The sequence below is a fragment of the Streptomyces sp. NPDC048419 genome, assembly GCF_043200415.1.
Lineage (GTDB): Bacteria > Actinomycetota > Actinomycetes > Streptomycetales > Streptomycetaceae > Streptomyces.
The window spans coordinates 16,897-42,493 of the sequence record NZ_JBICXT010000006.1 but is presented as its reverse complement, the minus strand read 5'-3'; the positions used below and the strand labels follow the sequence as shown (position 1 = coordinate 42,493).

General features: G+C 70.1%; 21 protein-coding genes and 1 pseudogene. 13 read left to right on the top strand and 9 right to left on the bottom strand.

Annotated features, from left to right (window positions below):
* Positions 1–240: 240 nt before the first annotated feature.
* The 3 genes from pdhA to ACGFYN_RS15295 are packed head-to-tail and all read left to right on the top strand — an operon-like array spanning position 241 to position 3,891.
* Entirely contained in the window at positions 241–1,428 is a 1,188-nt protein-coding gene (gene pdhA, locus ACGFYN_RS15305) for a pyruvate dehydrogenase (acetyl-transferring) E1 component subunit alpha (protein WP_393866304.1), read from the top strand.
* Between the two features lie 2 nt (positions 1,429–1,430).
* Positions 1,431–2,411 carry an alpha-ketoacid dehydrogenase subunit beta gene (locus ACGFYN_RS15300; protein ID WP_393866303.1) on the top strand — a complete coding sequence of 327 codons (981 nt, stop codon included), beginning with the start codon at positions 1,431–1,433 and terminating at the stop codon, positions 2,409–2,411.
* A gap of 10 nt (positions 2,412–2,421) precedes the next feature.
* On the top strand, positions 2,422–3,891 hold the full coding sequence (locus tag ACGFYN_RS15295) for a dihydrolipoamide acetyltransferase family protein (protein WP_393866302.1): 1,470 nt from the start codon (positions 2,422–2,424) through the stop codon (positions 3,889–3,891).
* Positions 3,892–3,978: 87 nt separating this feature from the next.
* On the opposite strand, the gene ACGFYN_RS15290 is transcribed toward ACGFYN_RS15295, so the two are convergent.
* Positions 3,979–4,866 carry a D-alanyl-D-alanine carboxypeptidase family protein gene (locus tag ACGFYN_RS15290; protein ID WP_393866301.1) on the bottom strand — a complete coding sequence of 296 codons (888 nt, stop codon included), beginning with the start codon at positions 4,864–4,866 and terminating at the stop codon, positions 3,979–3,981.
* A 217-nt stretch (positions 4,867–5,083) separates the two neighbouring features.
* On the opposite strand from ACGFYN_RS15290, the gene ACGFYN_RS15285 reads away from it, so the two are divergent.
* The 3 genes from ACGFYN_RS15285 (at position 5,084) to ACGFYN_RS15275 (ending at position 8,020) form a co-directional block, all read left to right on the top strand.
* Positions 5,084–5,746: a GntR family transcriptional regulator gene (locus ACGFYN_RS15285; RefSeq protein ID WP_393866300.1), complete on the top strand. Its 663-nt coding sequence runs from the start codon at positions 5,084–5,086 to the stop codon at positions 5,744–5,746.
* Positions 5,743–7,053, top strand: coding sequence for a nitrate/nitrite transporter (locus ACGFYN_RS15280; RefSeq protein WP_393866299.1), 1,311 nt, complete (start codon positions 5,743–5,745; stop codon positions 7,051–7,053). The genes ACGFYN_RS15285 and ACGFYN_RS15280 overlap by 4 nt, the downstream gene beginning before the upstream one ends.
* A gap of 160 nt (positions 7,054–7,213) precedes the next feature.
* Positions 7,214–8,020, top strand: coding sequence for a hypothetical protein (locus tag ACGFYN_RS15275; protein WP_393866298.1), 807 nt, complete (start codon positions 7,214–7,216; stop codon positions 8,018–8,020).
* Between the two features lie 13 nt (positions 8,021–8,033).
* Here ACGFYN_RS15275 and ACGFYN_RS15270 read toward each other — a convergent pair whose 3' ends face one another.
* On the bottom strand, positions 8,034–8,858 hold the full coding sequence (locus ACGFYN_RS15270) for a maleylpyruvate isomerase family mycothiol-dependent enzyme (protein ID WP_393866297.1): 825 nt from the start codon (positions 8,856–8,858) through the stop codon (positions 8,034–8,036).
* 182 nt (positions 8,859–9,040) lie between these two features.
* Between ACGFYN_RS15270 and ACGFYN_RS15265 the strand changes: the two genes are divergently transcribed.
* On the top strand, positions 9,041–9,838 hold the full coding sequence (locus ACGFYN_RS15265; protein ID WP_393866296.1) for a carbon-nitrogen family hydrolase: 798 nt from the start codon (positions 9,041–9,043) through the stop codon (positions 9,836–9,838).
* 62 nt (positions 9,839–9,900) lie between these two features.
* Here ACGFYN_RS15265 and ACGFYN_RS15260 read toward each other — a convergent pair whose 3' ends face one another.
* Together ACGFYN_RS15260 and ACGFYN_RS15255 are read right to left on the bottom strand one after the other, a co-directional pair.
* A complete protein-coding gene (locus tag ACGFYN_RS15260; RefSeq protein ID WP_393866295.1) occupies positions 9,901–10,392 on the bottom strand; it encodes an LURP-one-related/scramblase family protein in 492 nt (163 codons plus the stop codon).
* Positions 10,389–11,426 carry a GlxA family transcriptional regulator gene (locus ACGFYN_RS15255; RefSeq protein WP_393866294.1) on the bottom strand — a complete coding sequence of 346 codons (1,038 nt, stop codon included), beginning with the start codon at positions 11,424–11,426 and terminating at the stop codon, positions 10,389–10,391. Before ACGFYN_RS15255 ends, ACGFYN_RS15260 begins: the two co-directional genes overlap by 4 nt.
* A 53-nt stretch (positions 11,427–11,479) precedes the next feature.
* Between ACGFYN_RS15255 and ACGFYN_RS15250 the strand changes: the two genes are divergently transcribed.
* The 3 genes from ACGFYN_RS15250 (at position 11,480) to ACGFYN_RS15240 (ending at position 14,811) form a co-directional block, all read left to right on the top strand.
* Positions 11,480–11,872: a cupin domain-containing protein gene (locus ACGFYN_RS15250; RefSeq protein WP_393866293.1), complete on the top strand. Its 393-nt coding sequence runs from the start codon at positions 11,480–11,482 to the stop codon at positions 11,870–11,872.
* A gap of 146 nt (positions 11,873–12,018) precedes the next feature.
* On the top strand, positions 12,019–12,879 hold the full coding sequence (locus tag ACGFYN_RS15245; RefSeq protein ID WP_393866292.1) for a calcium-binding protein: 861 nt from the start codon (positions 12,019–12,021) through the stop codon (positions 12,877–12,879).
* Between the two features lie 78 nt (positions 12,880–12,957).
* Positions 12,958–14,811 carry a thioredoxin-like domain-containing protein gene (locus tag ACGFYN_RS15240; RefSeq protein WP_393866291.1) on the top strand — a complete coding sequence of 618 codons (1,854 nt, stop codon included), beginning with the start codon at positions 12,958–12,960 and terminating at the stop codon, positions 14,809–14,811.
* Here ACGFYN_RS15240 and ACGFYN_RS15235 read toward each other — a convergent pair.
* From ACGFYN_RS15235 to ACGFYN_RS15225, 3 genes are all read right to left on the bottom strand, one after another.
* A complete protein-coding gene (locus ACGFYN_RS15235; RefSeq protein WP_393866290.1) occupies positions 14,799–15,053 on the bottom strand; it encodes a hypothetical protein in 255 nt (84 codons plus the stop codon). The genes ACGFYN_RS15240 and ACGFYN_RS15235 overlap by 13 nt on opposite strands.
* Positions 15,054–15,276: 223 nt before the next feature.
* A complete protein-coding gene (locus ACGFYN_RS15230; RefSeq protein ID WP_393866289.1) occupies positions 15,277–16,593 on the bottom strand; it encodes a M18 family aminopeptidase in 1,317 nt (438 codons plus the stop codon).
* A 119-nt stretch (positions 16,594–16,712) separates the two neighbouring features.
* Positions 16,713–18,539 (bottom strand): acyl-CoA dehydrogenase, encoded by a 1,827-nt coding sequence (locus ACGFYN_RS15225; RefSeq protein WP_393866288.1) that lies wholly within the window; start codon positions 18,537–18,539, stop codon positions 16,713–16,715.
* A gap of 156 nt (positions 18,540–18,695) precedes the next feature.
* Here ACGFYN_RS15225 and ACGFYN_RS15220 point away from each other — a divergent pair, with 156 nt between their 5' ends.
* Positions 18,696–19,163: an SseB family protein gene (locus ACGFYN_RS15220; protein WP_393866287.1), complete on the top strand. Its 468-nt coding sequence runs from the start codon at positions 18,696–18,698 to the stop codon at positions 19,161–19,163.
* Between the two features lie 107 nt (positions 19,164–19,270).
* The gene (locus ACGFYN_RS15215; protein ID WP_393866286.1) at positions 19,271–20,242 is read left to right on the top strand and encodes a pirin family protein; all 972 of its coding nucleotides are present in this window, start codon (positions 19,271–19,273) and stop codon (positions 20,240–20,242) included.
* Between the two features lie 103 nt (positions 20,243–20,345).
* Here ACGFYN_RS15215 and ACGFYN_RS15210 read toward each other — a convergent pair whose 3' ends face one another.
* Positions 20,346–22,136: a recombinase family protein gene (locus tag ACGFYN_RS15210; RefSeq protein WP_393866285.1), complete on the bottom strand. Its 1,791-nt coding sequence runs from the start codon at positions 22,134–22,136 to the stop codon at positions 20,346–20,348.
* Between the two features lie 233 nt (positions 22,137–22,369).
* Between ACGFYN_RS15210 and ACGFYN_RS15205 the strand changes: the two are divergent.
* Positions 22,370–23,455: pseudogene (locus ACGFYN_RS15205) on the top strand (AI-2E family transporter).
* On the opposite strand, the gene ACGFYN_RS15200 reads toward ACGFYN_RS15205, so the two are convergent.
* Positions 23,401–25,572 carry a SpoIIE family protein phosphatase gene (locus ACGFYN_RS15200; protein ID WP_393866284.1) on the bottom strand — a complete coding sequence of 724 codons (2,172 nt, stop codon included), beginning with the start codon at positions 25,570–25,572 and terminating at the stop codon, positions 23,401–23,403. The pseudogene ACGFYN_RS15205 and the gene ACGFYN_RS15200 overlap by 55 nt on opposite strands.
* Positions 25,573–25,597: the final 25 nt, after the last annotated feature.

Genomic DNA, 25,597 nt, shown 5'->3' with positions numbered 1-25,597 from the left:
GACCAGGAGTTGTTCCAGACTTTCGCGATTTACTTGGAAATCCAAGCAAAATCGCAGGTCAGGAGGGGTTTCACAGAATTGTGGAGCACTGGGTAACGTGCCTTCTGCAGGGCGCTCGCCGGGGCACCTGTCACACCTGTTCCCGACCGGGCCGCACCCACCCTGTGCGTCCGTGGGACAACAGGTGAGCCGCACTGGCACCCGGCGAACCCGGGTAGCCGGACCGACGGAGGAGCACACGTGACCGTGGAGAGCACTGCCGCGCGCAAACCGCGACGCAGCGCCGGAACCAAGAGCACGGCCGGCAAGCGCACGACCGCAAGGAACGCGCCGGGCACCGACCCCGAGCTCGTGCAGCTGCTGACGCCCGAGGGCGAGCGGCTGAAGCACGCAGACAACGCGGTGTACGAAAAGTACGTCGCCGACATCACCCCGGATGAGCTCCGCGGCCTGTACCGCGACATGGTGCTCACCCGCCGCTTCGACGCCGAGGCCACCGCGCTCCAGCGCCAGGGCGAGCTGGGTCTGTGGGCCTCGCTGCTGGGCCAGGAGGCCGCCCAGATCGGCTCCGGCCGGGCCACCCGCGAGGACGACTACGTCTTCCCGACCTACCGCGAGCACGGCGTCGCCTGGTGCCGCGGGGTCGACCCCACCAACCTGCTGGGCATGTTCCGCGGCGTGAACAACGGCGGCTGGGACCCCAACAGCAACAACTTCCACCTCTACACCATCGTCATCGGCTCCCAGACGCTGCACGCGACGGGCTATGCGATGGGCGTGGCCAAGGACGGTGCGGACAGCGCGGTGATCGCCTACTTCGGCGACGGCGCCTCCAGCCAGGGCGACGTCGCGGAGTCCTTCACCTTCTCCGCGGTCTACAACGCGCCGGTGGTCTTCTTCTGCCAGAACAACCAGTGGGCGATCTCCGAGCCGACCGAGAAGCAGACCCGCGTCCCGCTCTACCAGCGCGCCCAGGGCTACGGCTTCCCGGGCGTGCGAGTGGACGGCAACGACGTGCTGGCCTGCCTCGCCGTCACCCGGTGGGCACTGGAGCGGGCGCGCAACGGCGAGGGCCCGACGCTCGTCGAGGCGTACACCTACCGCATGGGCGCGCACACCACCTCCGACGACCCGACGAAGTACCGGGCCGACGAGGAGCGCGAGGCCTGGGAGGCGAAGGACCCGATCCTGCGCCTGCGCCGGTACCTGGAGGCCGCAAACCACGCGGACGAGGGATTCTTCGCGGAACTCGAGGCCGAGAGCGAAGCGTTGGGCAAGCGAGTGCGTGAGGCGGTCCGCGCCATGCCGGACCCGGACCACTTCGCCATCTTCGAGAACGTGTACGCGGACGGGCACGCGCTCGTCGACGAGGAGCGAGCCCAGTTCGCCGCCTACCAGGCGTCGTTCACGGATGCAGAGGGGGTCTGACCATGGCAGCGGAGAAGCTGGCCCTGGCCAAGGCGATCAACGAGTCGCTGCGGCGCGCCCTGGAGGCCGACCCCAAGGTTCTCGTCATGGGCGAGGACGTCGGCAAGCTCGGCGGCGTCTTCCGGGTGACGGACGGACTGCAGAAGGACTTCGGCGAGAGCCGGGTCATCGACACCCCGCTGGCCGAGTCCGGCATCGTCGGCACCGCGATCGGCCTGGCCCTGCGCGGCTACCGCCCGGTCGTGGAGATCCAGTTCGACGGCTTCGTCTTCCCGGCGTACGACCAGATCGTCACGCAGCTCGCGAAGATGCACGCGCGCTCGCTGGGCAAGGTCAAGCTCCCGGTCGTCGTCCGCATCCCCTACGGCGGCGGCATCGGCGCGGTCGAGCACCACTCCGAGTCCCCGGAGTCGCTGTTCGCGCACGTGTCGGGCCTGAAGGTCGTCTCGCCGTCCAACGCCTCGGACGCCTACTGGATGATGCAGCAGGCCATCCAGAGCGACGACCCGGTGATCTTCTTCGAGCCGAAGCGGCGTTACTGGGACAAGGCCGAGGTCAACAGCGAGGCCATCCCGGGACCGCTGCACAAGGCGCAGATCGTCCGCCCCGGCACCGACGTCACCCTCGCCGCGTACGGCCCGATGGTGAAGCTCTGCCAGGAGGTGGCCGACGCGGCCGCCGAGGAGGGCAAGTCCCTGGAGGTCCTGGACCTGCGCTCGGTGTCCCCGCTGGACTTCGACACCATCCAGACCTCGGTGGAGAAGACGCGCCGCCTGGTCGTGGTCCACGAGGCGCCGGTGTTCTTCGGCTCGGGCGCGGAGATCGCCGCCCGGATCACGGAGCGCTGCTTCTACCACCTGGAGGCCCCGGTGCTCCGGGTCGGCGGCTACCACGCCCCGTACCCGCCGGCCCGCCTGGAGGAGGAGTACCTGCCGGGCCTGGACCGGGTGCTCGACGCCGTCGACCGCGCCCTGGCGTACTGAGGAGAGGGTCGTGACGACGATGACGGAAGCGTCCGTACGCGAGTTCAAGATGCCGGACGTGGGCGAGGGCCTCACCGAGGCCGAGATCCTCAAGTGGTACGTCCAGCCCGGCGACACGGTCACCGACGGCCAGGTGGTGTGCGAGGTCGAGACCGCGAAGGCGGCGGTCGAACTGCCCATCCCGTACGACGGGGTGGTCCGCGACCTGCGCTTCCCCGAGGGCACCACGGTGGACGTGGGCACGGCGATCATCGCGGTGGACGTGTCCGGCGGAGCGGCCGCCCCCGCGCCGGAGTCCGAGGAGACGGCCTCGGATGTCTCGGACGGCTCGGACGCCTCGGAGGAGAAGAAGCCCGAGGGCTCCGGCCGCCAGCCGGTCCTGGTGGGTTACGGCGTGGCCACGTCCTCCACCAAGCGCCGCCCGCGCAAGGGCCCCGAGGCCGTGGTCTCCCAGGCCTCCACGGCCCTGCAGACGGAGCTGAACGGCCACGGTCCGGCCGACACGGCTGCCGCCCCCTCCGCCGCCTCCGCCGCCTCTGCGGCCTCCGCGGGGACGGCCGAGAAGCCGCGCCCCCTCGCCAAGCCGCCGGTGCGCAAGCTGGCGAAGGACCTGGGCGTCGACCTGGCCACGATCACCCCGTCCGGCCCGGACGGCATCATCACGCGCGAGGACGTCCACGCCGCGACCGTACCGGCCCAGGCGCCGCAGCCGGCGGTGGAGGCCCCCGCGGCCCCCGCCCCCGCCCCCGTCGCGGCTCCGGCGCCGGCGTACGACGCGGCCCGTGAGACCCGTATCCCGATCAAGGGGGTGCGCAAGGCCACGGCCCAGGCCATGATCGGCTCGGCGTTCACGGCGCCGCACGTCACGGAGTTCGTGACGGTGGACGTGACCCGCACGATGAAGCTGGTCGAGGAGCTCAAGCAGGACAAGGAGTTCGCGGGCCTGCGGGTGAACCCGCTCCTGCTGATCGCCAAGGCCCTGCTGGTCGCGATCCGGCGCAACCCGGACATCAACGCCTCCTGGGACGAGGCGGCGCAGGAGATCGTGGTCAAGCACTACGTCAACCTGGGCATCGCGGCGGCCACACCGCGCGGCCTGATCGTCCCGAACATCAAGGACGCGCACGTCCAGACCCTGCCGCAACTGGCCGAGTCGCTGGGCGCGTTGGTGTCCACCGCGCGCGAGGGCAGGACGTCCCCGGGCGCGATGCAGGGCGGCACGGTGACGATCACGAACGTCGGCGTCTTCGGCGTCGACACCGGTACGCCCATCCTCAACCCCGGCGAGTCCGCGATCCTCGCGATCGGCGCGATCAAGCTCCAGCCGTGGGTCCACAAGGGCAAGGTGAAGCCCCGTCAGGTCACCACCCTGGCGCTGAGCTTCGACCACCGACTGGTCGACGGTGAGCTGGGCTCCAGGGTCCTGGCGGACGTGGCCGCGATCCTGGAGCAGCCGAAGAGGCTGATGACCTGGTCGTGACGGTCCGGCACGGCACCCGCTGAGACGAAAGGGCCCCGTCACCGATGGCGACGGGGCCCTTCGTGCGTCATGCGTGCCGCGCGGGCTTCAGATCTTGGCGAAGCCGTAGGTCATGAGCTTCTTCGCGTCCGACTCGCGCTGGGCGATCGAGGAGGAGGCGAGGACGGTGCCGATGACCGTCTTGCCGCCGCGGGTGGCGGCGAAGACGAGGCAGTACTTGGCCTCGGGGCCGGAGCCCGTCTTCACGCCGATGGTGCCGCTGTAGCTGCTGAGCAGGCCGTTGGTGTTGGTCCAGGCGGCCATCGTGCGGGTGCTGCCCGTCTTGGTGACGGTCTTGGCCGTGTACTTCTTCGTCTTGACGACCGTGCGGAACATGGAGTTCTTCATCGCGCTGCTGGCGATCTTCGTCAGGTCGCGCGGCGTCGAGTAGTTGGACCCATTCCCTATGCCGTCGAACGAGTCGAAGTGGGTGTGGGTCAGGCCCAGGTTCTTGGCGGCGGTGTTCATCTTGCCGATGAACGACTTCACCCGCGCGGCCCGCGTCGAGCCCGCGCCGAACTTGTCCGCGAGCGCGTAGGCGGCGTCGCAGCCGGAGGGCAGCATCAGGCCGTACAGCAGCTGGCGGACCGTCACCTTGTCGCCGACGATCAGATGCGCCTGGGAGGCGTTGTTGGCGACGACGTAGTCGCTGTACGCCTTCTGGATCGTCACCTTGGAGTCGAGGTTCAGGTTCGACTGCGCGAGCACGACCTTCGCGGTCATGATCTTGGTGGTGGAACCGGTGGAGCGCTTGGTGTCCGCGGCCTTGGTGTACAGCGTCTTGGCGTTGGAGTTGTTCATCACGAAGCCGCCCTTGGCCACGATGGAGGGCGTCGTGACCGCCTGTGCGGGCGCGGCGGCCAGGGCGCCGGTCACGAGCACCGCGCCTGCGGTGACGCTGACCGCGGCGGCTCTGCGCAGCCGGCGACCCTTCATGCCGATGTTGGCACTAATCAACTGAGATACCCCGATTACGTTGAATGCCCCTGATGCGCGGCCGAGTTGAAGGGGAAAGAAAGGAGGGCCGCAGGTGTGTGACACGTAAGTAGCACAGAAGGTTGTGTTCTTGCTGGGGCGGATTATCTCCGACGCGGGGCCGTCCGGATGATGGACCGGATCTTTCATGCGTACCTGTTGTATCTATGCTGTCCGCATGAGCACCCCGGGGACCCTGGCCACCAAGCAACCACCTGCCGCCGATCGCGTGTACACCCACGTCAAGCAGGGTGTCCTGGAGCGGCGCTACGAGGGTGGCACCCTGCTGACCGAGGGTGAACTCGCCGAGGCCGTGGGGGTGTCGCGCACCCCGGTGCGCGAGGCGCTGCTGCGGCTGGAGGTGGAAGGGCTGATCAGGCTCTACCCGAAGAAGGGAGCCCTGGTCCTGCCCGTGTCCGCGCAGGAGATCGCGGACGTGGTGGAGACCCGGCTGCTGGTCGAGGAGCACGCGGCGCGCAAGGCCGTGCCCGCGCCCGCGGGCCTGGTGGAGCGGCTCGGGGAACTCCTCGCGAAGCAGCGGGAGCAGGTCGCCGCGGGTGACCTCGCCGCGGCCGCCGTGACCGACCGCTGCTTCCACGCCGAGATCGTCCGCAGCGGCGGCAACGAGATCCTCTCCCGGCTCTACGACCAGCTGCGCGACCGCCAGTTGAGGATGGGCGTCGCCGTCATGCACTCCCACCCCGACCGGGTCGCCAAGACCCTCGCCGAGCACGCGGAGATCCTCCAGGCGCTGCGCTCGGGTGACGTGGAGGCGGCGGTCGACGTCGTCCACCGGCACGTCAGCTGGTTCTCGCACCTGGCGCGGGGTGAGGTCCGATGAGCTCCGCCTCGTCCTCCTCGGTCACCCTGCCGGGTGATCCGCCGGGCGGCCGCCGCGCGATGACCGTGTGGAGCATCGGCGTCTCCGTCTACTTCGTCGCCGTGATCTTCCGTACGTCCCTCGGGGTCGCCGGACTCGACGCCGCCGACCGCTTCCACGTCAACGCCTCGGCGCTGTCCACCTTCTCGATCCTTCAGCTGCTGGTCTACGCCGGCATGCAGATACCCGTCGGCCTGCTGGTCGACCGGCTCGGTACGAAGAAGGTGCTGACCATCGGGGTGGTGCTGTTCACGGCGGGGCAGCTGGGCTTCGCCTTCTCCCCCTCGTACGGCACGGCGCTCGCCTCGCGCGCGCTGCTCGGCTGCGGTGACGCGCTGACGTTCATCAGCGTGCTGCGGCTCGGCACCCGCTGGTTCCCGGCCCGCCGCGGACCGATGATCGCGCAGCTCGCGGGTCTCGTCGGCATGGCGGGCAACCTGGTCTCCACGCTGGTGCTGTCCCGGCTGCTGCACGGCGTGGGATGGACGGCCGCCTTCGCGGGCAGCGCGCTCGCCGGCGTCGTCGTCCTCGTCCTGCTCCTGCTGTTCCTCAAGGACCACCCCGAGGGCCACGAACCGGAGCCGCTGCCGCACCAGGGCGCCGCGTACGTGCGGCGGCAGATCGCGGCCTCGTGGCGGGAGCCGGGGACCCGGCTCGGGCTGTGGGTGCACTTCACGACCCAGTTCCCGGCGATGGTGTTCCTGCTGCTGTGGGGCATGCCGTTCCTGGTCCAGGCGCAGGGCCTCTCCCGCGCCACGGCCGGCGAACTGCTGACGCTGGTCGTCCTGTCGAACATGGCCGTGGGCCTCGTCTACGGCCAGATCATCGCCCGGCACCACGCCGCGAGGCTGCCGCTGGCGCTCGGGACCGTGGCGGCGACGGCGACGGTGTGGGCGGCGACGATCGCCTACCCGGCCGACACGGCGCCGATGTGGCTGCTGATCGTGCTGTGCGCGGTGCTCGGCGCGTGCGGTCCGGCGTCGATGATCGGCTTCGACTTCGCGCGGCCCGCCAACCCGGCCGCGCGTCAGGGGACGGCCTCCGGGATCACCAACATGGGTGGTTTCGTGGCGTCGATGACCACCCTCTTCGCGATCGGCGTGCTGCTCGACGCCACCGGCGACGACTACTCCATCGCCTTCTCCGCGGTGTTCGTGCTCCAGGCGCTCGGGATCAGCCAGATCCTTCGGCTGCGCAGGCGGGTCGCGCGGCGCGAGCGGGAGCGGCTGGTGGCGAGCCGGGTGGAGACGCTGCACGTGCCCGTGTGAGGCGGTGCGGTGCACCGCGACAGGCCTTTCACAGCACAGGTGTTGCTCTGTCCCAGGCGTGTGACAACGGTGTCGTGAAGCGAGGACAGGCGTGACCTGAGGGACCTCCGGGCCCTCATAGTCGGAGAACGCAGTCCTCGCCTCCGAAGGGAACCCGTCGATGAACCGCCAGGTCCGCAAGGCCGCCCTCGTCACCGCAGCGATCACCGCCGGCCTGCTGATGACGGCCTGTCAGAGCGGCTCCGCGCACAGCGGCTCGTCGAGCGACGGCGCCAGGAACGGGAGCGGCTCCCAGCACCGGTCGGTGTCGAAGACGTCCCGGCACGGGACGTCGTCCTCGGGCTCGTCCGCCAAGCACGGCTCTTCCGGCGCGGCCGCGCGGAACGCGTCGAGCACCAGGCACGGCGTCACCGGCGCCTTCACCGGCGGCACGGTCAGCTACCTCGCTCCCGGCAAGTACATCGTGCACGCCCCCGGAAAGACCGACCAGGAGTTCTTCGTCGCCGACGACACCGCGGTCTACGGCGCCGGCAAGGTGTGCGGCAGCCCCCGCTCCGAGGCCCGCCCGCGCTGCACCCTCGACCAGCTGGAGACGGCCACCGAGAAGGCGGCCGTCACCGCCGACGTGACGCTGAAGAACGGCATCGCCACCGTCGTACGCGAGCGCCACGACGTCGAGAACGGCTCGGGCACCGGCGCGAAGGGCGTGAGCGGCACCTGGCTCGGCAACGTGAGCTACCTCGCGCCGGGCAAGTACACGGTCTCCGACATGAAGGGCGTGGAGCAGGCGTTCTACGTCGCCGACGACACCGCCGTCCGAGGCGCCGGCACCATCTGCGGCAGCCCGATGTCCCAGTCGATGTACACGTGCACGCTCGACCAGCTCGAGGCCGCCGCCAAGAAGGGTGTGTCGGCCAAGGTCGTGATCGCCGGCGGTGTCGCCACCTCGGTGACCGAGGACCGCTGAGCCGGCCCGCGTCCTACGACGTCACCGTGAAGTTCCGCAGTATCGCCGACGTCAGCTCCGGGTCGCCCTCCGCCTTCACCCGGTCGGCCACGGCCTCCGCAGTCACCCGGCCGCAGGCCAGGCGGACGAAGGTCTCCCAGTCGAGGGTGAGCGTGGCGGCGGGGCCGAGCGCCGGGGCGGTCTCGAGGGTGCCGCGGCCCTGGATGTCGACGCGGATGGTGCGCAGGAACTCGATCGGGCCGTGCACGTCGAAGACGATCGCCGAACTGCGCGGCGCGCCCGCCATGTCGGCGACGACCTCCGGCAGCTTGGCGAGGAGCACGTCCCGGGCGATGTGCGCGCCGGGGGAGTCGAGGTCGCCCGGGCGCCCGAGGGCGGCGCGCAGGTCCTGCTCGTGCACCCACACGTCGAAGGCGTGCTTGCGCATGGATTCTTCGAGCGTGGTCTCGGCGCCGAGCGGGCCGCGCACCTTGGTGCCGGGGTCCCGGTTCTCGTTCCGCAGCTGGCGGTTGCGGCGGATGATCACGTACTCGAGCTCGGAGGTCATCTCCGGTGCCGTGTGGTGGCGGCGGACGTCGACCTGGATCTCCGTGTAGCGCTGCTGGTCGTTGGTGACGTGGTACAGGTCGCGCGGCAGCGTGTGGATGGGGCGCGGGTCGCCGAGCATCTCGCAGTCGAGGCCGATGACATGGGAGACCACATCACGTACGGACCAGCCCGGGCACGGCGTTCGCCTGTTCCACTCTCCCTCCACAAGCGGCCCCACCAGTTCGGATATCGCTTCGATGGAGTGGGTCCAGGCGTCGGCGTAGGGCTGGAGGGTGGGATGCAGACTCACGGAACGGGACCCCTCGGCGGTCGGTACACGGGCGGTTGGTGGCAGCGTTGCCAGCGGGAGGTGGCTGCACTCGGCGGGTGTCTTGAGACGCTAAGTTACGCTGCTGTGAGGCACCCCGGCAGTGCTTTCGTGTGACGATCGTAGGCCCGTGTGGACGGCTCGAATGCCAGGACGGTGGTACTGTGCGCGCCTCTGTGCTCCAGATCGACGTGAACGAGGGCGAATCGGTCGAATCGCGTCGGCGCCGGGTGGCGTCGCTGGTACGGGATCAGGCCGGGGCCGATCTGGTCGTGCTGCCGGAGCTGTGGACCACGGGCGCCTTCGCCTACGAGGACTTCGCCACCGAGGCCGAACCGCTCCAGGGCCCGACTCTCGAAGCCATGGCGAAGGCCGCGAGCGACGCGGGCGTCTGGCTGCACGCGGGCTCGATCCCCGAGCGCGACCCGAAGGGCTCCCTCTACAACACCTCGCTCCTCCTCTCCCCCTCCGGCGACCTCGCCGCCGCCTACCGCAAGATCCACCGGTTCGGCTTCGACAAGGGCGAGGCCGTGCTGATGGGCGCGGGCCAGGACCTGGTGACGGTTCGTCTGCCCGGGACCACCCTCGGCCTTGCGACCTGCTACGACCTCCGCTTCCCCGAGCTCTTCCGCGGTCTCGTCGACGCCGGCGCCGAGACCCTTGTCGTCCCGGCGGGCTGGCCGGAGCGCCGCCGGTCGCACTGGACGCTGCTGGCCCAGGCGCGGGCGGTCGAGAACCAGGCGTTCGTGCTCGCCTGTGGAACGGCCGGGACGCATGCCGGAGTTCCGCAGGCGGGTCACTCGATCGTGGTGGATCCGTGGGGCGAGGTGCTCGCGGAGGCGGGCGCCGGCGAGGAGGTCCTCACCGTGGAGTTCGAGCCCGGGAAGGTCGCGACGACCCGGGAGCAGTTCCCGGCCCTCAAGGACCGCATGCTCGGCCTGGAGCCGCCGCGCCGCCGCTAGGTCCTGTCGCGAACGCCCCGCCTCCCTACGTCGGTTCTCGCATTCCTCAGTCCTCCCGTTCCTCAGTCCTCCCGTTCCTTCTCCGCCAGGTGGATCACGCACACCGCCACGGCGATCAGCAGCGCCGGGTCCGCGTCGTCGCGCACCACGTCGACGCCGTACGTCTCACGGACGTGCAGCCAGCGCCGGGAGATCACCGCCAGCAGCTCCCCGTCGTACTCGACGGCGAACTCCCGATCCAGGATCTTGCCGCTGACGTCGAGCTCGGTGCCGTCGACCAGGGCCACCCGGTAGTGGTTGCGCAGCAGGGACAGGCGCTTGCGCCTGATGGTGGCCAGGGCCTCGCCCTCGCGCTCGATCACCATCGTGTCGCGCAGGGCGAACATCTTCTGGTGGATGTCGATCAGGACGCGCCCGCGCGTGTCCTTGATCTCGAAGGTGTCCCTGAGGCGCATGGCCTTGCCGTCGACGAGGAACACCTTGTTGCCGTGGTCGTCCTCGATCCAGTAGTCGTCACCGAAGCCGAGGAGCCGGTCGCGTACGAGGAATCTCATACCGTCACCGCTTCCCCGGCGGCCGGTCCGAAACGCCGCCGGTAGGCCGACGGGCTGAGTCCGGTCCCGGCCCGCACGCGCGCGCGAAGGTTCGCCGCGGTCCCCAGACCGCTCCTCGCCGCCACCACGTCCAGCCGCTCCTCCCCGCGCTCGATCAGCCGGCAGGCGAGCGCCACCCGCTCCCCCGTCAGCCAGGCCAGCGGGGTCGTGCCGAGTTCGGTACGGAAGCGCCGGTGCAGGGTGGCGGAGGAGACGGCCGCGCGGGCCGCGAGGTCCCCTACCGTCAGCGGCGCGTCCAGCCGCTCCTGGGCCCACGCCAGCAGGGGAGCGAGCGACTCCTCGGGCACCGCGGGCACCGGACGCTCCACGAACTGCCGCTGCCCGCCGTCCCGGTGGGCGGCGAAGACCAGGCGCCGGGACACGGCGTTGGCGATCTCCGCGCCGTGGTCCTGCCGTACGACGTGCAGCCCGAGGTCGAGCGCGGCCGCGCTGCCCGCGGCGGTCAGGATGCGGTCCTCGTCGACGAAGAGCACGTCGGGCTCCAGCAGGACCTTCGGATGCAGCTCGCGGAAGGTGCCTGCCCACATCCAGTGGGTGGTGGCCCGCCGTCCGTCGAGCAGCCCGGCCTCGGCGAGCGCGAAGCTGCCGGTGCACAGGCTCATGACGCGCGCCCCGCGCGCGTGGGTGCGCCGGATCGCCTCCAGAACGGCTTCGCCGCGCGGTACGACGTTGTCCGGCCGGCCGGGCACGACGAGGGTGTCCGCGTCGTCCACGGCGTCCAGCCCCGCCACCCCGGTCAGCGTGAAGAAGCCGTGGTTCATGCGCACCTCGCGCGCGGGCGCGCACAGCGTCACCTCGTACAGCGGGGCGGGAAGGCTGAGTTCGGGCCGCGGCAGCCCGAAGAGCTCGGTCGCGACGCCCACCTCGAAGGGGTTGGTGCCCTCGTCGACGATGACCGCGACCCGGTGCGGCCGTCCTGTGCGCGTACCGGTCCGCTGCGTGCGCGTCCGTGCTTGCGAGGATCCTTGCGGCATGTGCGATTTCTAGCACTCGTGCCCGGGCCGGGCCACCGCCGACGATGGTGTGCATGACCGCCGAACCCGTCCTGCTGACCGATGCCCTCGCCTCCTTCACCGACCGGTGGAGCCCCCGCATCGTCATCTCCGTCAACGACTACGACGTCCGTGTCGCCAAGGTCGAGGGCGAGCACGTCTGGCACGTGCACGACCACACCGACGAGTTCTTCCTGGTGCTCTCGGGCGAGCTGCACATCTCCCTGCGCGAGCCGGCCGGCGAGCGCACGGTCGTCCTCGCGCGCGGTGCGGTCTTCACCGTCCCCCGCGGCACCGAGCACAAGCCGTACGCGCGCGTGCCCACCGAGATCCTCATGCTCGAACCGACCGGCACCTCGACCGTCGGCGACCGCCACGACGAGGTCCCCGGGCACGTCGACGCGACCACCGGACACGCCCTGCGCTGACCGGGCCCCGGACTCCACCGGGCCACAAGGTGTCCCGGAATTGAACTTCCCGTGCCCGGGCGGGAGTTGGCCAACCAAACGGGCGGGACCCGAGTCGGACGTTGAGCAAGCCGCACGGCTGCTCACGTTTCTCTCGGAGGTCTTTCATGCGCTTTCGTCCCGCCCGCCGCAGGCTGATACGCGCCGTTCTGGCGGTGACGCCGGCCCTCGGCGCGGCCGTCGCCGTCCCGTTCGCCGTGGCCGGACCGGCCGCCGCCGCGACGGCACCGGCCACCGCCGCGGTCAACGGCTACGACTGGCAGCTCACCTACAAGGCGGCCCCCGGCCAGACCAACACGGCCATGGTCACCGCGTCGTACACCGCGGACCGCACCGGCATCACCTACGTGATCGACGACGTCGTCCCGATCAGCGCGGGCCACGACTGCACGTACCTCGACGGGTCCGACCTGACCAAGGTCTCGTGCACGGTCACGAACGTGGACAGCCAGGACCCGTACGCCGCCCTGGTCATGGACCTCGGCGACGGCAACGACAAGGCCGCGTACAACAACGCGACCGACCAGATCTACTACTACGCCGAGATCACCCTGGGCGCGGGCGACGACAAGGCGATCGACACCGGCCGCCTCGACGGCGCCTACGTCTCCGGCGACGCGGGCGACGACACGATCACCGTGGGCGCCGAGGGCCTGGCCTGGGGCGGCGACGGCAAGGACACGATCTTCGCGAGCGGTGGCGACAACATCGTCCAGGGCGGCGCGGGCGACGACGAGCTGCACGGCGGCGACGGCGCCCAGTACCTGTCGGGCGACGACGGCAACGACAGCATCTACGGCGGCACCGGCGACGACTCGCTCTACGGCGGCAAGGGCAACGATGTCCTGTACGGCAACAGCGGCAACGACAAGCTCTACGGCAACAGCGGCAACGACCGGCTCTACGGCGGCCCCGGCACGGACACGCTCTCGGGCGGTCCGGGCAGCAATGTGATCCACCAGGACTGAGGGGGCGAGCGGGGTCCGGGGGCCGGCCCGGAAGCGGGTGCCGGGCCGGTTGTCGGTGTCGGGTGGCACCCTTGATCCATGACCGAATCCACTCCCCGCCGCGTCCGGGTTCGTGCCCCCGAGCTGATCGGCAAGGGCGGCTGGCTGAACACGGGTGACAAGCAGTACACGCTGGCCGACCTGCGCGGGCGCATCGTCCTGCTCGATTTCTGGACGTTCTGCTGCATCAACTGCCTGCACGTCCTGGACGAGCTGCGTGAGCTGGAGGAGAAGCACGCGGACACCGTCGTGGTGATCGGTGTGCACTCGCCGAAGTTCGTCCACGAGGCGGAGCACGCGGCGGTGGTCGACGCCGTGGAGCGGTACGGGGTGGCGCACCCGGTGCTGGACGACCCGGAGCTCGCGACCTGGAAGCAGTACGCGGTGCGCGCGTGGCCGACGCTCGTGGTGATCGACCCCGAGGGGTACGTCGTCGCGCAGCACGCCGGTGAGGGCCATGTGCACGCCATCGAGCGCCTGGTGACGGAGCTGGAGGCCGAGCACGCGGCGAAGGGGACGCTGCGGCGCGGGGACGGTCCGTACGTCGCGCCGGAGCCGCAGCCGACCGCCCTGCGCTTCCCGGGCAAGGCGCTCCTGCTGCCGTCCGGGACCTTCCTGGTGAGCGACACCACCCGGCATCAGCTGGTGGAGCTGGCGGCGGACGGGGAGAACGTCGTGCGGCGCATCGGATCCGGCACGCGCGGGTTCACGGAGGGCCCGGCGGACACCGCCGCCTTCAGCGAGCCGCAGGGACTCGCCCTGCTCGACGGGGGCTCGGTCGTCGTCGCCGACACCGTCAACCACGCCCTGCGGCGGCTCGACCTGGCCTCCGGCGAGGTCACCACCCTGGCGGGCACCGGCCGGCAGTGGTGGCAGGGCTCACCCACCTCGGGCCCGGCCCGGGAGATCGACCTGTCCTCACCGTGGGACGTCGCCCTTTTCGGCGGCAAGGTCTGGATCGCCATGGCGGGCGTGCACCAGCTGTGGGCCTACGACCCGGCGGCGCAAACGGTCACCGTCGCGGCGGGCACGACCAACGAGGGGCTCGTGGACGGGCCCGGCGCCGAGGCGTGGTTCGCGCAGCCCTCCGGGCTCGCCGCCACCGCCGACCGCCTCTGGCTCGCCGACTCCGAGACGTCCGCCCTGCGCTGGGTGGACCTCGACGGCGGCGTCCACACTGCCGTGGGCACCGGGCTGTTCGACTTCGGGCACCGCGACGGCGCCGCCGAACAGGCCCTGCTCCAGCACCCGCTGGGCGTCACCGCGCTGCCCGACGGCTCGGTCGCGGTCAGCGACACCTACAACCACGCGCTGCGCCGCTTCGACCCCGCGACCGGCGAGGTCACCACCCTGGCCACGGACCTGCGGGAGCCGAGCGACGCGGTGCTCGCCGGCGACGACATCGTGGTGGTCGAGTCGGCCCGGCACCGGCTGACCCGGCTGCGCCTGCCGGAGGAGGCCGTGAAGGTGGCCTCGGTGGCCCACCGCACCCGGCGCGCCGCCACCGAAGTCGCTCCCGGCAGGCTGGAGTTGGACGTGGTCTTCCAGGCCCCCGCGGGCCAGAAGCTCGACACGCGGTACGGCCCCTCGACCCGTCTGCTGGTTTCCGCGACCCCGCCGGAGCTGCTGCTCGCAGGGGAGGGCGCGGGCACGGACCTGACCCGTGCCCTGGAACTGAACCCGAAGATCACCGAGGGTGTCCTCCACGTCTCCGCGATGGCCGCGTCGTGCGACGACGACCAGGCGGGTGGCAGCTTCGGGTCGAAGACCGGGGCAGAGTACCCGGCCTGCCATGTGCATCAGCAGGACTGGGGCGTACCGGTCCGCCTCACCGAGGGTGGAGCGGACCGGCTGCCGCTGGTGCTCGCCGGGATGGACGATCAGATGCCGTAGCCGTCGCTGTAGCCGTCCCGGTGATGGTGGTGGTGGCCCTCCTCCTCCACGACCGGGGTCGTGGGCGGCACCACCACGCGCCGGCGGCGCGCGATGCTGCTGAAGGTGGTGACGCCGATCAGTCCGACGACCATGAGGATGATGCCGACCAGGTCGAGGTTGACCCCCTTCATGTGCCAGTCGGTCGCGAAGGTGAGAATTGCTCCCGCGGCGATGAGGATGATGCATCCGCCGAGGCTCATGAGTGTCGCCTCCCTGTCCGGTCCGGTTGCTTCCGGACTCCCGGTCAACTCCGTGTACCCGGAGGGCCGCTGCTCATGCGGAGGCGACCGCTCAGGCCGTGGCCACGCATCTCACGTAACGTCGACGTGGTCCTCCCGGCCGCCCCTCACCAGGTGGATGCTCGCCGGGAAGACCGGCTCGGCCACCCAAGTGCCGTCCTACGCAGGGGACCCGGGCCGGAGGCTAGCCATCCAGGAATGCCACCAGCGCGTTCGCCAGCAGATGCGGGTCGTCCGCCCCGCACAGCTCGCGGGCGCTGTGCATCGACAGGATCGCCACCCCGATGTCAACGGTCCTGATGCCGTGCCGGGCCGCGGTGATCGGGCCGATCGTGGTGCCGCACGGCATGGAGTTGTTGGAGACGAACGACTGGAAGGGGACGTTGGCTCTCTCGCAGGCGGCTGCGAAGACCGCGCGGCCCGAACCGTCGGTGGCGTAGCGGTTGTTGACGTTGACCTTGAGGATCGGCCCGCCGTTGACCCGCGGGTGGTGCGTCGGGTCGTGCCGCTCCGCGTAGTTGGGGTGAACCGCGTGACCGGTGTCCGACGACAGGCAGACCGTGCCCGCGAAGGCCCTCGCCCGGTCCTCGAAGGTCCCTCCGCGCGCGAACACCGAACGCTCCAGCACGCTGCCGAGCAGCGGCCCGTCCGCGCCGGTGTCCGACTGCGAGCCGTTCTCCTCGTGGTCGAAGGCGGCGAGCACGGGGATGTACGGCAGGTCGTGTCCGGCGACCCCGGCCAGCGCGGCCACGCCCGCGTGGACCGAGAGCAGGTTGTCCATGCGCGGCCCGGCGACGAGTTCCTTGTCCCGGCCCAGGTAGGACGGCGGCTCCACGGAGTGCGTCATCAGGTCCCAGCCGGTGACCTGGCCCGCGCCGAGCCCCGCCTCCTCCTCCAGGAAGGCGATCAGATCGCCCTCGCGCACGTCGTCGGCCAGCCCCCAGATCGGCAGCATGTGGCGCTGCTTGTCGAGCTTGAGGCCCTCGGCCGACACCGAGCGGTCCAGGTGGATGGCGAGCTGGGGGACCCTCAGCAGCGGCCGGTCGACGTTGACCAGGCGCGTCGAGCCGTCCCGCAGGGTCAGCCGGCCCGCGAGGCCCAGATCGCGGTCGAGCCAGGAGTTCAGCAGCGGCCCGCCGTAGATCTCGACCGCCACCTGGCGCCAGCCGTGCGCTCCGGTGTCCGGCTGCGGCTTGACCCGCAGATTCGGGGAGTCGGTGTGCGCGCCGACGATACGGAACGGCGTGTGGGGCGCCGCTCCCTCGGGGACGTACCAGGCCACGATCGCGCCGCCGCGCAGCACGTACCGGCCGCCGCTGCCCGAGGCGGAGACAGCCGATGCGTCCGAGTCCCAGGCGTCCGTCTCCGAGACCTGCCGGAACCCGGCCTTCTCCAGCCGCTCGGCGGCACTCGCCACCGCGTGGTACGGCGACGGGCTCGCCGCGAGGAAGGACATCAGGTCGTCGGTGTGGCCGCGGTCGAAGCGGTGGGGTTCGCTCATGGGGTTCACCTTAACGACGTACGAGGGCCCACTCCTCGTCCTGGGAGCGGGCCCTCGTGAGGGCGATATGGAATTCTGGCTACCCAGAAGCCGGGCTGCCGGAACCCCTGGCGGGTGGGCTAGAACGCGGCCTCGTCCAGCTCCATCAGGTCCAGCTCGACACCCTCGGCGAGCTTGCGCGCGCCGGTGACGCCGGGCAGGACGTTCGCCGCGAAGAACTTCGCCGCCGCGATCTTGCCCTGGTAGAACGCCTTGTCCTTGCCGGCCGCAGTCGGAAGCTTCTCGGCGGCGATCGCGGCACCCTTCAGCAGCAGGTAACCGACGACCACGTCACCGGAGGCCATGAGCAGGCGGGTGGTGTTCAGGCCCACCTTGTAGATGTTCTTGACGTCCTGCTCGGTGGCCGCGAGGTCGGTCAGCATCAGGCCGACGATGGCCTCCAGCTCGACGGCGGCCTTCGCCAGGTACTCGCGGGCGCCCGCCAGCTCCTCGCCGCCCTCGCCGAGCGCCAGGAACTTCTTGATGTCCTCGGCGAGCGAGTTCAGCGCGGCGCCCTGGTTGCGGACGATCTTCCGGAAGAAGAAGTCCTGGCCCTGGATCGCGGTGGTGCCCTCGTAGAGGGTGTCGATCTTGGCGTCGCGGATGTACTGCTCGATCGGGTACTCCTGCAGGAAGCCGGAGCCTCCGAAGGTCTGCAGCGACTGGGCGAGCTGCTCGTAGCCCTTCTCGGAGCCGTAGCCCTTCACGATCGGCAGGAGCAGGTCGTTGAGCGCGTTCTCGGCCTTGGCGTCCTCGCCGTTCGCCTCCTTGACCTGGATGTCGTCCTGGATCGAGGCGGTGTACATGACCAGCGCGCGCATGCCCTCGGCGTACGCCTTCTGCGTCATCAGCGAGCGGCGCACGTCGGGGTGGTGCGTGACGGTGACCTTCGGCGCGGACTTGTCCATGAAGTTCGCCAGGTCGGGGCCCTGGACGCGCTCCTTGGCGTACTCGAGCGCGTTCAGGTAGCCGGTCGACAGCGTCGAGATCGCCTTCGTGCCGACCATCATGCGGGCGAACTCGATGATGCGGAACATCTGGCGGATGCCGTCGTGCTTGTCGCCGATCAGCCAGCCCTTGGCGGGGTGCCGGTCGCCGAACGTCATCTCGCAGGTGTTGGAGGCCTTCAGGCCCATCTTGTGCTCGACGTTCGTCGCGTACGCGCCGTTGCGCTCGCCCAGCTCGCCGGTCTCGAAGTCGAAGAGGTACTTCGGGACGAGGAAGAGGGACAGGCCCTTGGTGCCGGGGCCGGCGCCCTCGGGACGGGCGAGGACGTAGTGGAGGATGTTCTCCTCCATGTCGTGCTCACCGGAGGTGATGAAGCGCTTCACGCCCTCGATGTGCCAGGAGCCGTCCTCCTGCTGGACCGCCTTGGTGCGGCCGGCGCCGACGTCGGAGCCCGCGTCGGGCTCGGTCAGCACCATGGTGGAGCCCCAGGTCTTCTCCACGGCGATCTTCGCGATGTGCTTCTGTACGTCGTTGCCCTCGTCGAAGAGGATGCCGGCGAAGGCCGGGCCGGAGGCGTACATCCACACGGCCGGGTTCGAGCCGAGCACCAGCTCCGCGTACGCCCAGATCAGGGAGCGCGGGGAGGTGGTGCCGCCTATCTCCTCGGGCAGGCCCAGGCGCCAGTACTCCGAGTCCATGAAGGCCTTGTAGCTCTTGCGGAACGTCTCCGGGACGGGAGCGGTGTTCGTCTCCGGGTCGAAGACCGGCGGGTTGCGGTCTGCGTCCGCGAAGGAGTCCGCCAGCTCGTTCTCCGCGAGCCGGGTCAGTTCCTCGAGGATGCTCTTCGCGGTCTCGGAGTCCATCTCGGCGAACGGCCCGGTGCCGTACACCTTGTCCCGTCCGAGGACTTCGAACAGGTTGAACTCGATGTCGCGGAGATTCGACTTGTAGTGCCCCATGGCGACGGCTCCGTTGAGAGATATCGGCGAGGCACTGGTTGTGGACCCTCGCGCTGCTTCTAGTTCACGTACCAACAAGTAGCTACGATGATGCTACCCGTCGGTAATAAGAAGCAACCCCGAATGGGTCATCTGTGACTCAGTACTCTTGCGCTCATGTACGGCTACGACCAGAACGTGGGTGCGGGTACTCAGCAGCAGTACGCCCAGGCGCCGCCGGGCCCGGGCGGCTACGGGCAGCAGCCACCGCTGTATCCCGAGCCGTCCCCGCCGTCGCTCGCCGACGCGGTGCGGGCCTTCACCACCGGCCAGCTGTCCGCGGAGGACTTCCAGCAGGTCTTCGCCACGTCGAAGGTCTACTGCCCACGCGGCGACAACCCCGGCTTCCTCGCGCTGCACAACACCCAGCAGCCGGTGATCCCGATGTTCACCTCCCTCAAGGAGCTGCGCCGGTACGCCGGCAAGGAGTCCAAGTACTTCGTGATCACCGGGGCCGAGGTCATCGACCTGCTGCCCACCGGCTACGGCTTCGTCGTCGACATGGAGGGCGAGCACCGGATGGTCTTCGACGCGAAGGCCGTGGAGCAGATGGTCGAGTTCGCGATGCGCCGGATGTACGGCTGACACCCACCCCAGGGAGCCCGGAGGGAATGCCCTCCGGGCTCCCTCTGTTGTGGGTGGCAGAAAGTTTAATACTCAACTAAACTGGTCGCACACAAGGAGGTACCGACATGCCTGCAGTGACCGTCGAGAACCCGCTGACGTTGCCGCGCGTGACCGCGCCGGCCGATGCCGTGGCACGTCCCGTGCTCGCCGTCACGACCGCGCCGAGCGGTTTCGAGGGCGAGGGCTTCCCGGTGCGCAGGGCGTTCGCCGGGATCAATTACAAGTACCTCGACCCGTTCATCATGATGGACCAGATGGGCGAGGTGGACTACGGGCCATCCGAGCCGAAGGGGACCCCCTGGCACCCGCACCGGGGGTTCGAGACCGTGACGTACATCATCGACGGAACGTTCGTCCACCAGGACAGCAATGGCGGCGGCGGCACCATCACGAACGGCGACACCCAGTGGATGACGGCGGGCTCCGGCCTGCTGCACATCGAGACCCCGCCCGAGTCGCTCGTCATGTCCGGCGGCCTCTTCCACGGCCTTCAGCTCTGGGTCAACCTGCCCGCCAAGGACAAGATGAAGGACCCGCGCTACCAGGACATCCGTGGCGGCCAGGTGCAGCTGCTGACCTCGCCGGACGGTGGTTCGCTGCTCCGCGTCATCGCGGGCGAACTGGACGGCCACCAGGGCCCCGGCATCACGCACACGCCGATCACGATGGTCCACGCGACCCTGGCGCCGGGCGCGGAGATCACGCTGCCGTGGCGCGCGGACTTCAACGGCCTTGCGTACGTCCTGGCCGGGCGCGGCAGCGTGGGCGCCGAGCGCCGCCCGGTCCACCTGGGTCAGACGGCGGTCTTCGGCGCCGGCGGCTCCTTGACCGTCCGCGCGGACGAGCAGCAGGACTCCAACACGCCGGACCTGGAGGTCGTGCTCCTGGGCGGGCAGCCGATCCGTGAGCCCATGGCGCACTACGGCCCCTTCGTCATGAACACCCGTGACGAACTCCAGCAGGCCTTCGAGGACTTCCAGAAGGGCCGCCTGGGGACGATCCCCGCGGTGCACGGGATGACGGAGGGCGGCCTGTAGATCCTCTGCAGTCCGAGAGCCGCATCGTGGCCCGGACAAGCCCCCGCCACGACATGGAGCGTTATGGCGGGGGCTGCCGGGAAGCCGAGTGCCGGGCCGCTGCTCAGGCGCTCTCGGGAGGCTTCCCGGCATCTGGCGGGCCATCGAGGTTCGCGCCACCCGCCCACGTGATGCTGACGCGTGAGCAGGCGGGTACGCCCTGTCCGGCGTGCCGGTAGGCCTTGCGGACCTCCACACGGTCCAGGAAGAGCCGGAGGAAGGCGCGCTTGTCGTCGCGGGTGGTCTGCCCCCACCATGACCCGGGTCCGATCGGGTCCGATCCGTCTTGTGGCAGCCAGACCGAGCAGGGCAGTTCCATTCGCGTGCTGTTCTCCAGCGTTGCGATGCGGGCGTCAAGCGCCCTCATGCGATCAGCGAGGATGCGGTCGGCTTCGTCCCACTCGTCTCGCGCCAAGGCGTCGGCAAAGCCGCCTTTCAGTATCGTGCGTTGCTTGTCCGCGTGATGCTGCAGCCGTGCGTGCCGCAGGTTGGACCGTTCGGCCAAGAGATCGTCTCGCTCCTGTGTGACCTGCGCAGGCTCCTGCTGCTCTTGGTCGCGTGCATACCGCGACGACGCGTTGGCGAGAACGTTCATCGCCGCTCCGTCGCTCCTTGGGGCCACCACCAGGGCCAGAATCCGGTGTGCCAGATACTCCTCGACGCCCTTGGCTCCGATGGTCACGCCGCCGGTGTGCTGTCCGGGCTTCACGACCCGCCGACGGCACCGATAGTGCTTCTTGCCGCCGCTTCCGCCATAAGTCATGAGCGCGCCGCATTCGCAGTAGAGGAGCTTCATCGCGGATAGGACGCCTGACGGCTTGCCTTGCCAGTCCCCGCCTGGGTGGCGATTTTCGACCCACTCCTGCACGCGGCGCCAACGCTCAGGGCTGACGATCGGTGTGTACGCCGATGCGGGGTCACCGTTGCCGTCCCTGATGATCCGGTACTCGACGATCTTGTTGCTCGGCGTACCGTCCCGGCGGAAGCCGTACGCGCCCTCGCAGGCGAATCCGGCGATACGCGGGTCGGTCAGAATGCGTTTTACGGTCTTGTCTTCCCAGCGTGCGTCTCGGCGTTGCTGCAGGGTCCTCTGGCCGCGCGTCAGGTGTCCTTCCGCTTCGAGTTGACGGGCAATTTTCCAGCACGAGCCGGATGTGTCGTCCGTCGTGATCCACGTCTCGACGATCTCCACGATGCGGCGGACGACGGGTGCTTCGTGCTCCGCATCGGGCGTGAGGATCTTTACGTTCACCGGTCGGCCGTCGGCAGCCATTCGTGTTTCGTGGACGAGAGTGAAGCCGAAGGGGGCCTTGCCCGTGTAGCCGCCCAAGCCGGCCTCCAGGGCCTTCGCGGCCTTGACGGCGACGCTCTTGTTCAGACTCTCTTCGTGGTTGGCCTGAAGCTTGAACAGGAGTTCCATGAGGGCGAATTGGTTGTCCGCGTGGAACTCGCGATGCTCGCCGACGCTGACGATTCGAACCCGGTTCAAGAGCAGGGGGCGAAGTTCGTCGAAGGTCTCCATGGCGGTCTTCCGACTGAGCCGGGACATGTAGTGCACCATGATCACGTTGATGCGTCCGGCTCGTACATCACGCAGCAGCTGCTCGTATGCGGGGCGCGTCACGTTCTTGAAGGCGCTTACCCCCAGGTCCTCGTACACCTCGACGCGGGCCGGCCGAACGTCCCATCGCTGCAGGGCCTTCAGACACTCGTCGCGCTGCGCAGCGGTGCTGGCTTCGCTGCCGGTGGCTCGGCGCTCGGACTGTCGTACGTACACGGCTGCGTGAATCGCCATCCCGGTAGCCACGAGGCGGTCGGGAGCGGGCAGGGCGGCGTTAGAGTCGCTGATATCCATCAGATCGGTCCTGTCGATCCTGTGGTGAGACCCCGGCGGGTGCTGGTAACACCCGACCGGGGTTGTTTGTTACCGCGAACGCTAAGTGATCGCTGAGGGGTGTCGCAGTCGATTGCGTAAAGTGATCTGCGCTGGTGGGCCCGGCAGTTGAAGCGTGAACAGTGGGAAAACGGGGGCGCCTCGTTCGGCTGTGCCTGCGCGACCCTGGGACTGACGTATGGCCAGATGGAAGGATGCAGGCGCCCCCGCAATCGCTGCTACCCGGCCCCGTCCGCCGTCTCGCCGCCTGGTGTGCCGTCATTTTGTTGGTAACCGGGGTCGTGTACGTCGGCATCCGGCTCTGCGCGGAGCTCAGGACCGCCGTCACGCCGGTGTTGCTCGCGCTGCTGGGTACGGCGCTCCTCAGGCCGCTGCACCGGCGGCTGGTGAAGGCGAAGGTCAACCGGTCCGTGGCGGCCGGGCTCACATGTGTGGCTGTCCTGGCTGTCGTCGGCGGGGCCGTGTACATCGTTGTTGCCGCGCTCATCGACACCGGGGACCAGATCATCGCCTCGCTGAAGGACGCGGGTTAGGGGGTCGCCGACCGCTTCGGCGCCGCCGGGACCTCGCTGGACGATCTCGCCTCCAACGCGAAGGACCTGCTCGGCAAGTTCGGCGGTACGGCCGCCTCCAACGTCATCAGCGGGGTCAGCGTGGTCGGGGAGAGCATCGCCATGGCCGTGCTCGCCCTGTTCCTCGTCTTCTTCTTCCTGCGGGACGCGCCCAGAGCCGTCGGCCTGATCCGCGGCATCGCGCCGGGCCAAAGCGGCGACACGCTCGAGGCCATGGCGCGACGGGCCTTCGAGGCCGTCGAGGGGTTCATGCGCGGCGCCACCCTCATCGCGCTCATCGACGCCGTCTGCATCACTGTCGGGCTGCTGGTGCTGGACGTGCCCGGTGCCGTCGGACTCGGTGCGCTCGTCTTCGTCGGTGCCTACGTCCCCTACCTGGGCGCTTTCCTCTCCGGTGCGGTGGCCGTGCTGGTCGCCCTGGCGGATCGGGGTTTCGTGATCGCGCTGTGGGCGCTCGGGGTCGTCCTTGCCGTGCAGGTCCTGGAGGGGCATGTGCTCCAGCCGATGATCCAGAGCCGGACGGTGCAGATGCACCCCGCGGTGGTGCTGCTCGCGATCACGGCGGGAGCGTCCGTGGCGGGCATCCTCGGCATGCTGCTCGCCGTACCCCTCACGGCGGCGGCCTTCGGGGTCGTCCACGAACTGCGGGCGCGCTATCCCGGGAGTGAGCCGTCCGGCTCCTCCGGGGCCGAGGCGTCGGACTCGTAGAGCTCGAACCAGATGCTCTTGCCTTCACCTTGAGGGTCCACGCCCCAGGCATCGGCGAGGAGTTCCATGAGGACCAGGCCGCGACCGGAGGAGGCCAGTTCGCCGGGGCGGCGCTTGTGCGGGAGGGCGTCGCTGGTGTCGGTGACCTGGACGCGCATCCGGCGGCTGCCGGGCTCGCCGCGCACCTCGGCCAGCAGCAGGGCGTCGGCGTCGGTGTGCACCAGGACGTTGGTGAGCATCTCCGAGACCAGCAGCACCGCCGAGTCGACCTGGTCCGGCGAGAGCCAGTCGTGCAGCAGCTCGCGCAGCTGCTGGCGGGCCACCGCCACCCGCTCCGGTTCGGCCTGCGCGACGGACAGCATGGTGCGGCGCACGGGCGGCGGCGCGAACAGGGTCTCGCCGCTGCTCTCCCCCGGCCGGTGCAGCAGCAGTACGGCTATGTCGTCCTCGCGCCGGTCGGCGAACGGGCCGGTGGTGTGGTGCGAGGAGGGCCCGTGCACGCCCTGCACCAGGGCGTCCGCCAGCTCCTCCAGATCACCCTTGTGCTCCTCGAGGATCGTGCGCAGCCGCTGCCAGCCGCTCTCCAGGTCGTGCCCGCCGGTCTCGATCAGACCGTCGGTGCAGATCAGCATGGTCTCGCCGGGTTCGAGGGTGATCCGGGTGGTCGGGTAGTCGGCGTCCGGGTCGATGCCGAGCGGCAGGCCGCCCGCCGTCGGCCGGGCCAGCACCGTGCCGTCCACCATCCGGATCGCCGGGTCGGGGTGCCCGGCGCGGGCGATGTGAAGGGTGCCGGTCGCCGGGTCGGCCTCCACGTACAGACAGGTCGCGAAGCGCAGGTCGTTGAACGCGTCGTCCTCGGTGACGCCGTCCGTCATGCCGTGGAGGAAGCGCGAGGCGCGGGAGAGCACCGCGTCGGGGCGGTGGCCCTCGGAGGCGTAGGCCCGCAGGGCGATCCGCAGCTGGCCCATCAGGCCGGCCGCCCGGACGTCGTGGCCCTGGACGTCGCCGATGACCAGGGCGATCCGTCCCGCCCCGGTGGAGGGGCCCCCGGGCAGCGGGATCATGTCGTACCAGTCGCCGCCCACCTGGAGGCCGCCGCCGGTGGGCACGTAGCGGGCGGCGACGCTCATACCCGGTATCTGCGGGCCGAGCGTCGGCAGCATCGAGCGCTGGAGGCCGTCGGTCAGCGCGCGCTCGGTCTCGGCGGCGCCGGCCCGGGACAGCGCCTGGGCCAGCATGCGGGCCACCGTCGTCAGCACGGACCGCTCGTCCGGATTGAAGGTGACGGGGTAGGCGAAGGCCGCCATCCAGGCGCCCATCGTGCGCCCGGCCACGGTCAGCGGCAGAAAGGCCCAGGAGTGGCGGCCGAACGAGGAGGCGAGCGGCCAGGTGGCCGGGTAGCGGGCCTTGTACTGATCGGGGGTGGAGATGTAGACGGCACGGCCGGTGCGGGCCACCTCGGCGGCCGGGTAGTCCGTGTCCAGGGACATGTGCGAGAAGGGGCCGTCATCGCCGGGCTGGTGCCCGTGGTGGCCGATGATCGTCAGCCGGTCGCCCTCGACGCCGAAGACCGCGAGCCCGTCCGGGGTGAACCCCGGCATCGACAGACCCGCCGCCACCCGCAGCACCTCCGCCGTCGACCGCGCCTCGGCCAGCGCACGGCCCGCGTCCAGCAGGAACGCCTCCCGGGAGCGCCGCCAGTCGCCGGTGACGGCGCTGCGCCCGGCCGGTGTGCCCGGCGTCGGCTCGGCGACCTCCTGAAGGGTGCCGATCAGCTGGAAGGCCCGCTTCTCGGGGTCGAACGACGGCTTGGAGCGGGAGCGGACGACACGGATCACCCGGCCGTGCTCGTCCATGATCCGGATCCGCACCTCGGCCAGCGTGCCCTCGGCGACGGCCAGTCCGACCACGCCCGTGATCTCGTTCCAGTCGACCGGATGGAGACGGGCCCTGGCCTGGGCCTCCGTGAGGGTGGTCTCCTCGGCGGGCAGGCCGAGCAGCCGAGCGGCCTCGGCATCGACCGTGACCTTGTCGGTGGCGGTGTCCCAGTGCCACATGCCGGTCGCGAGGGCGGCGAGGACCTCCCCCACGGCGGGCAGAGGCTCACCAGTGCGCATTGCCCCACTTTATGGAGAGGAGATC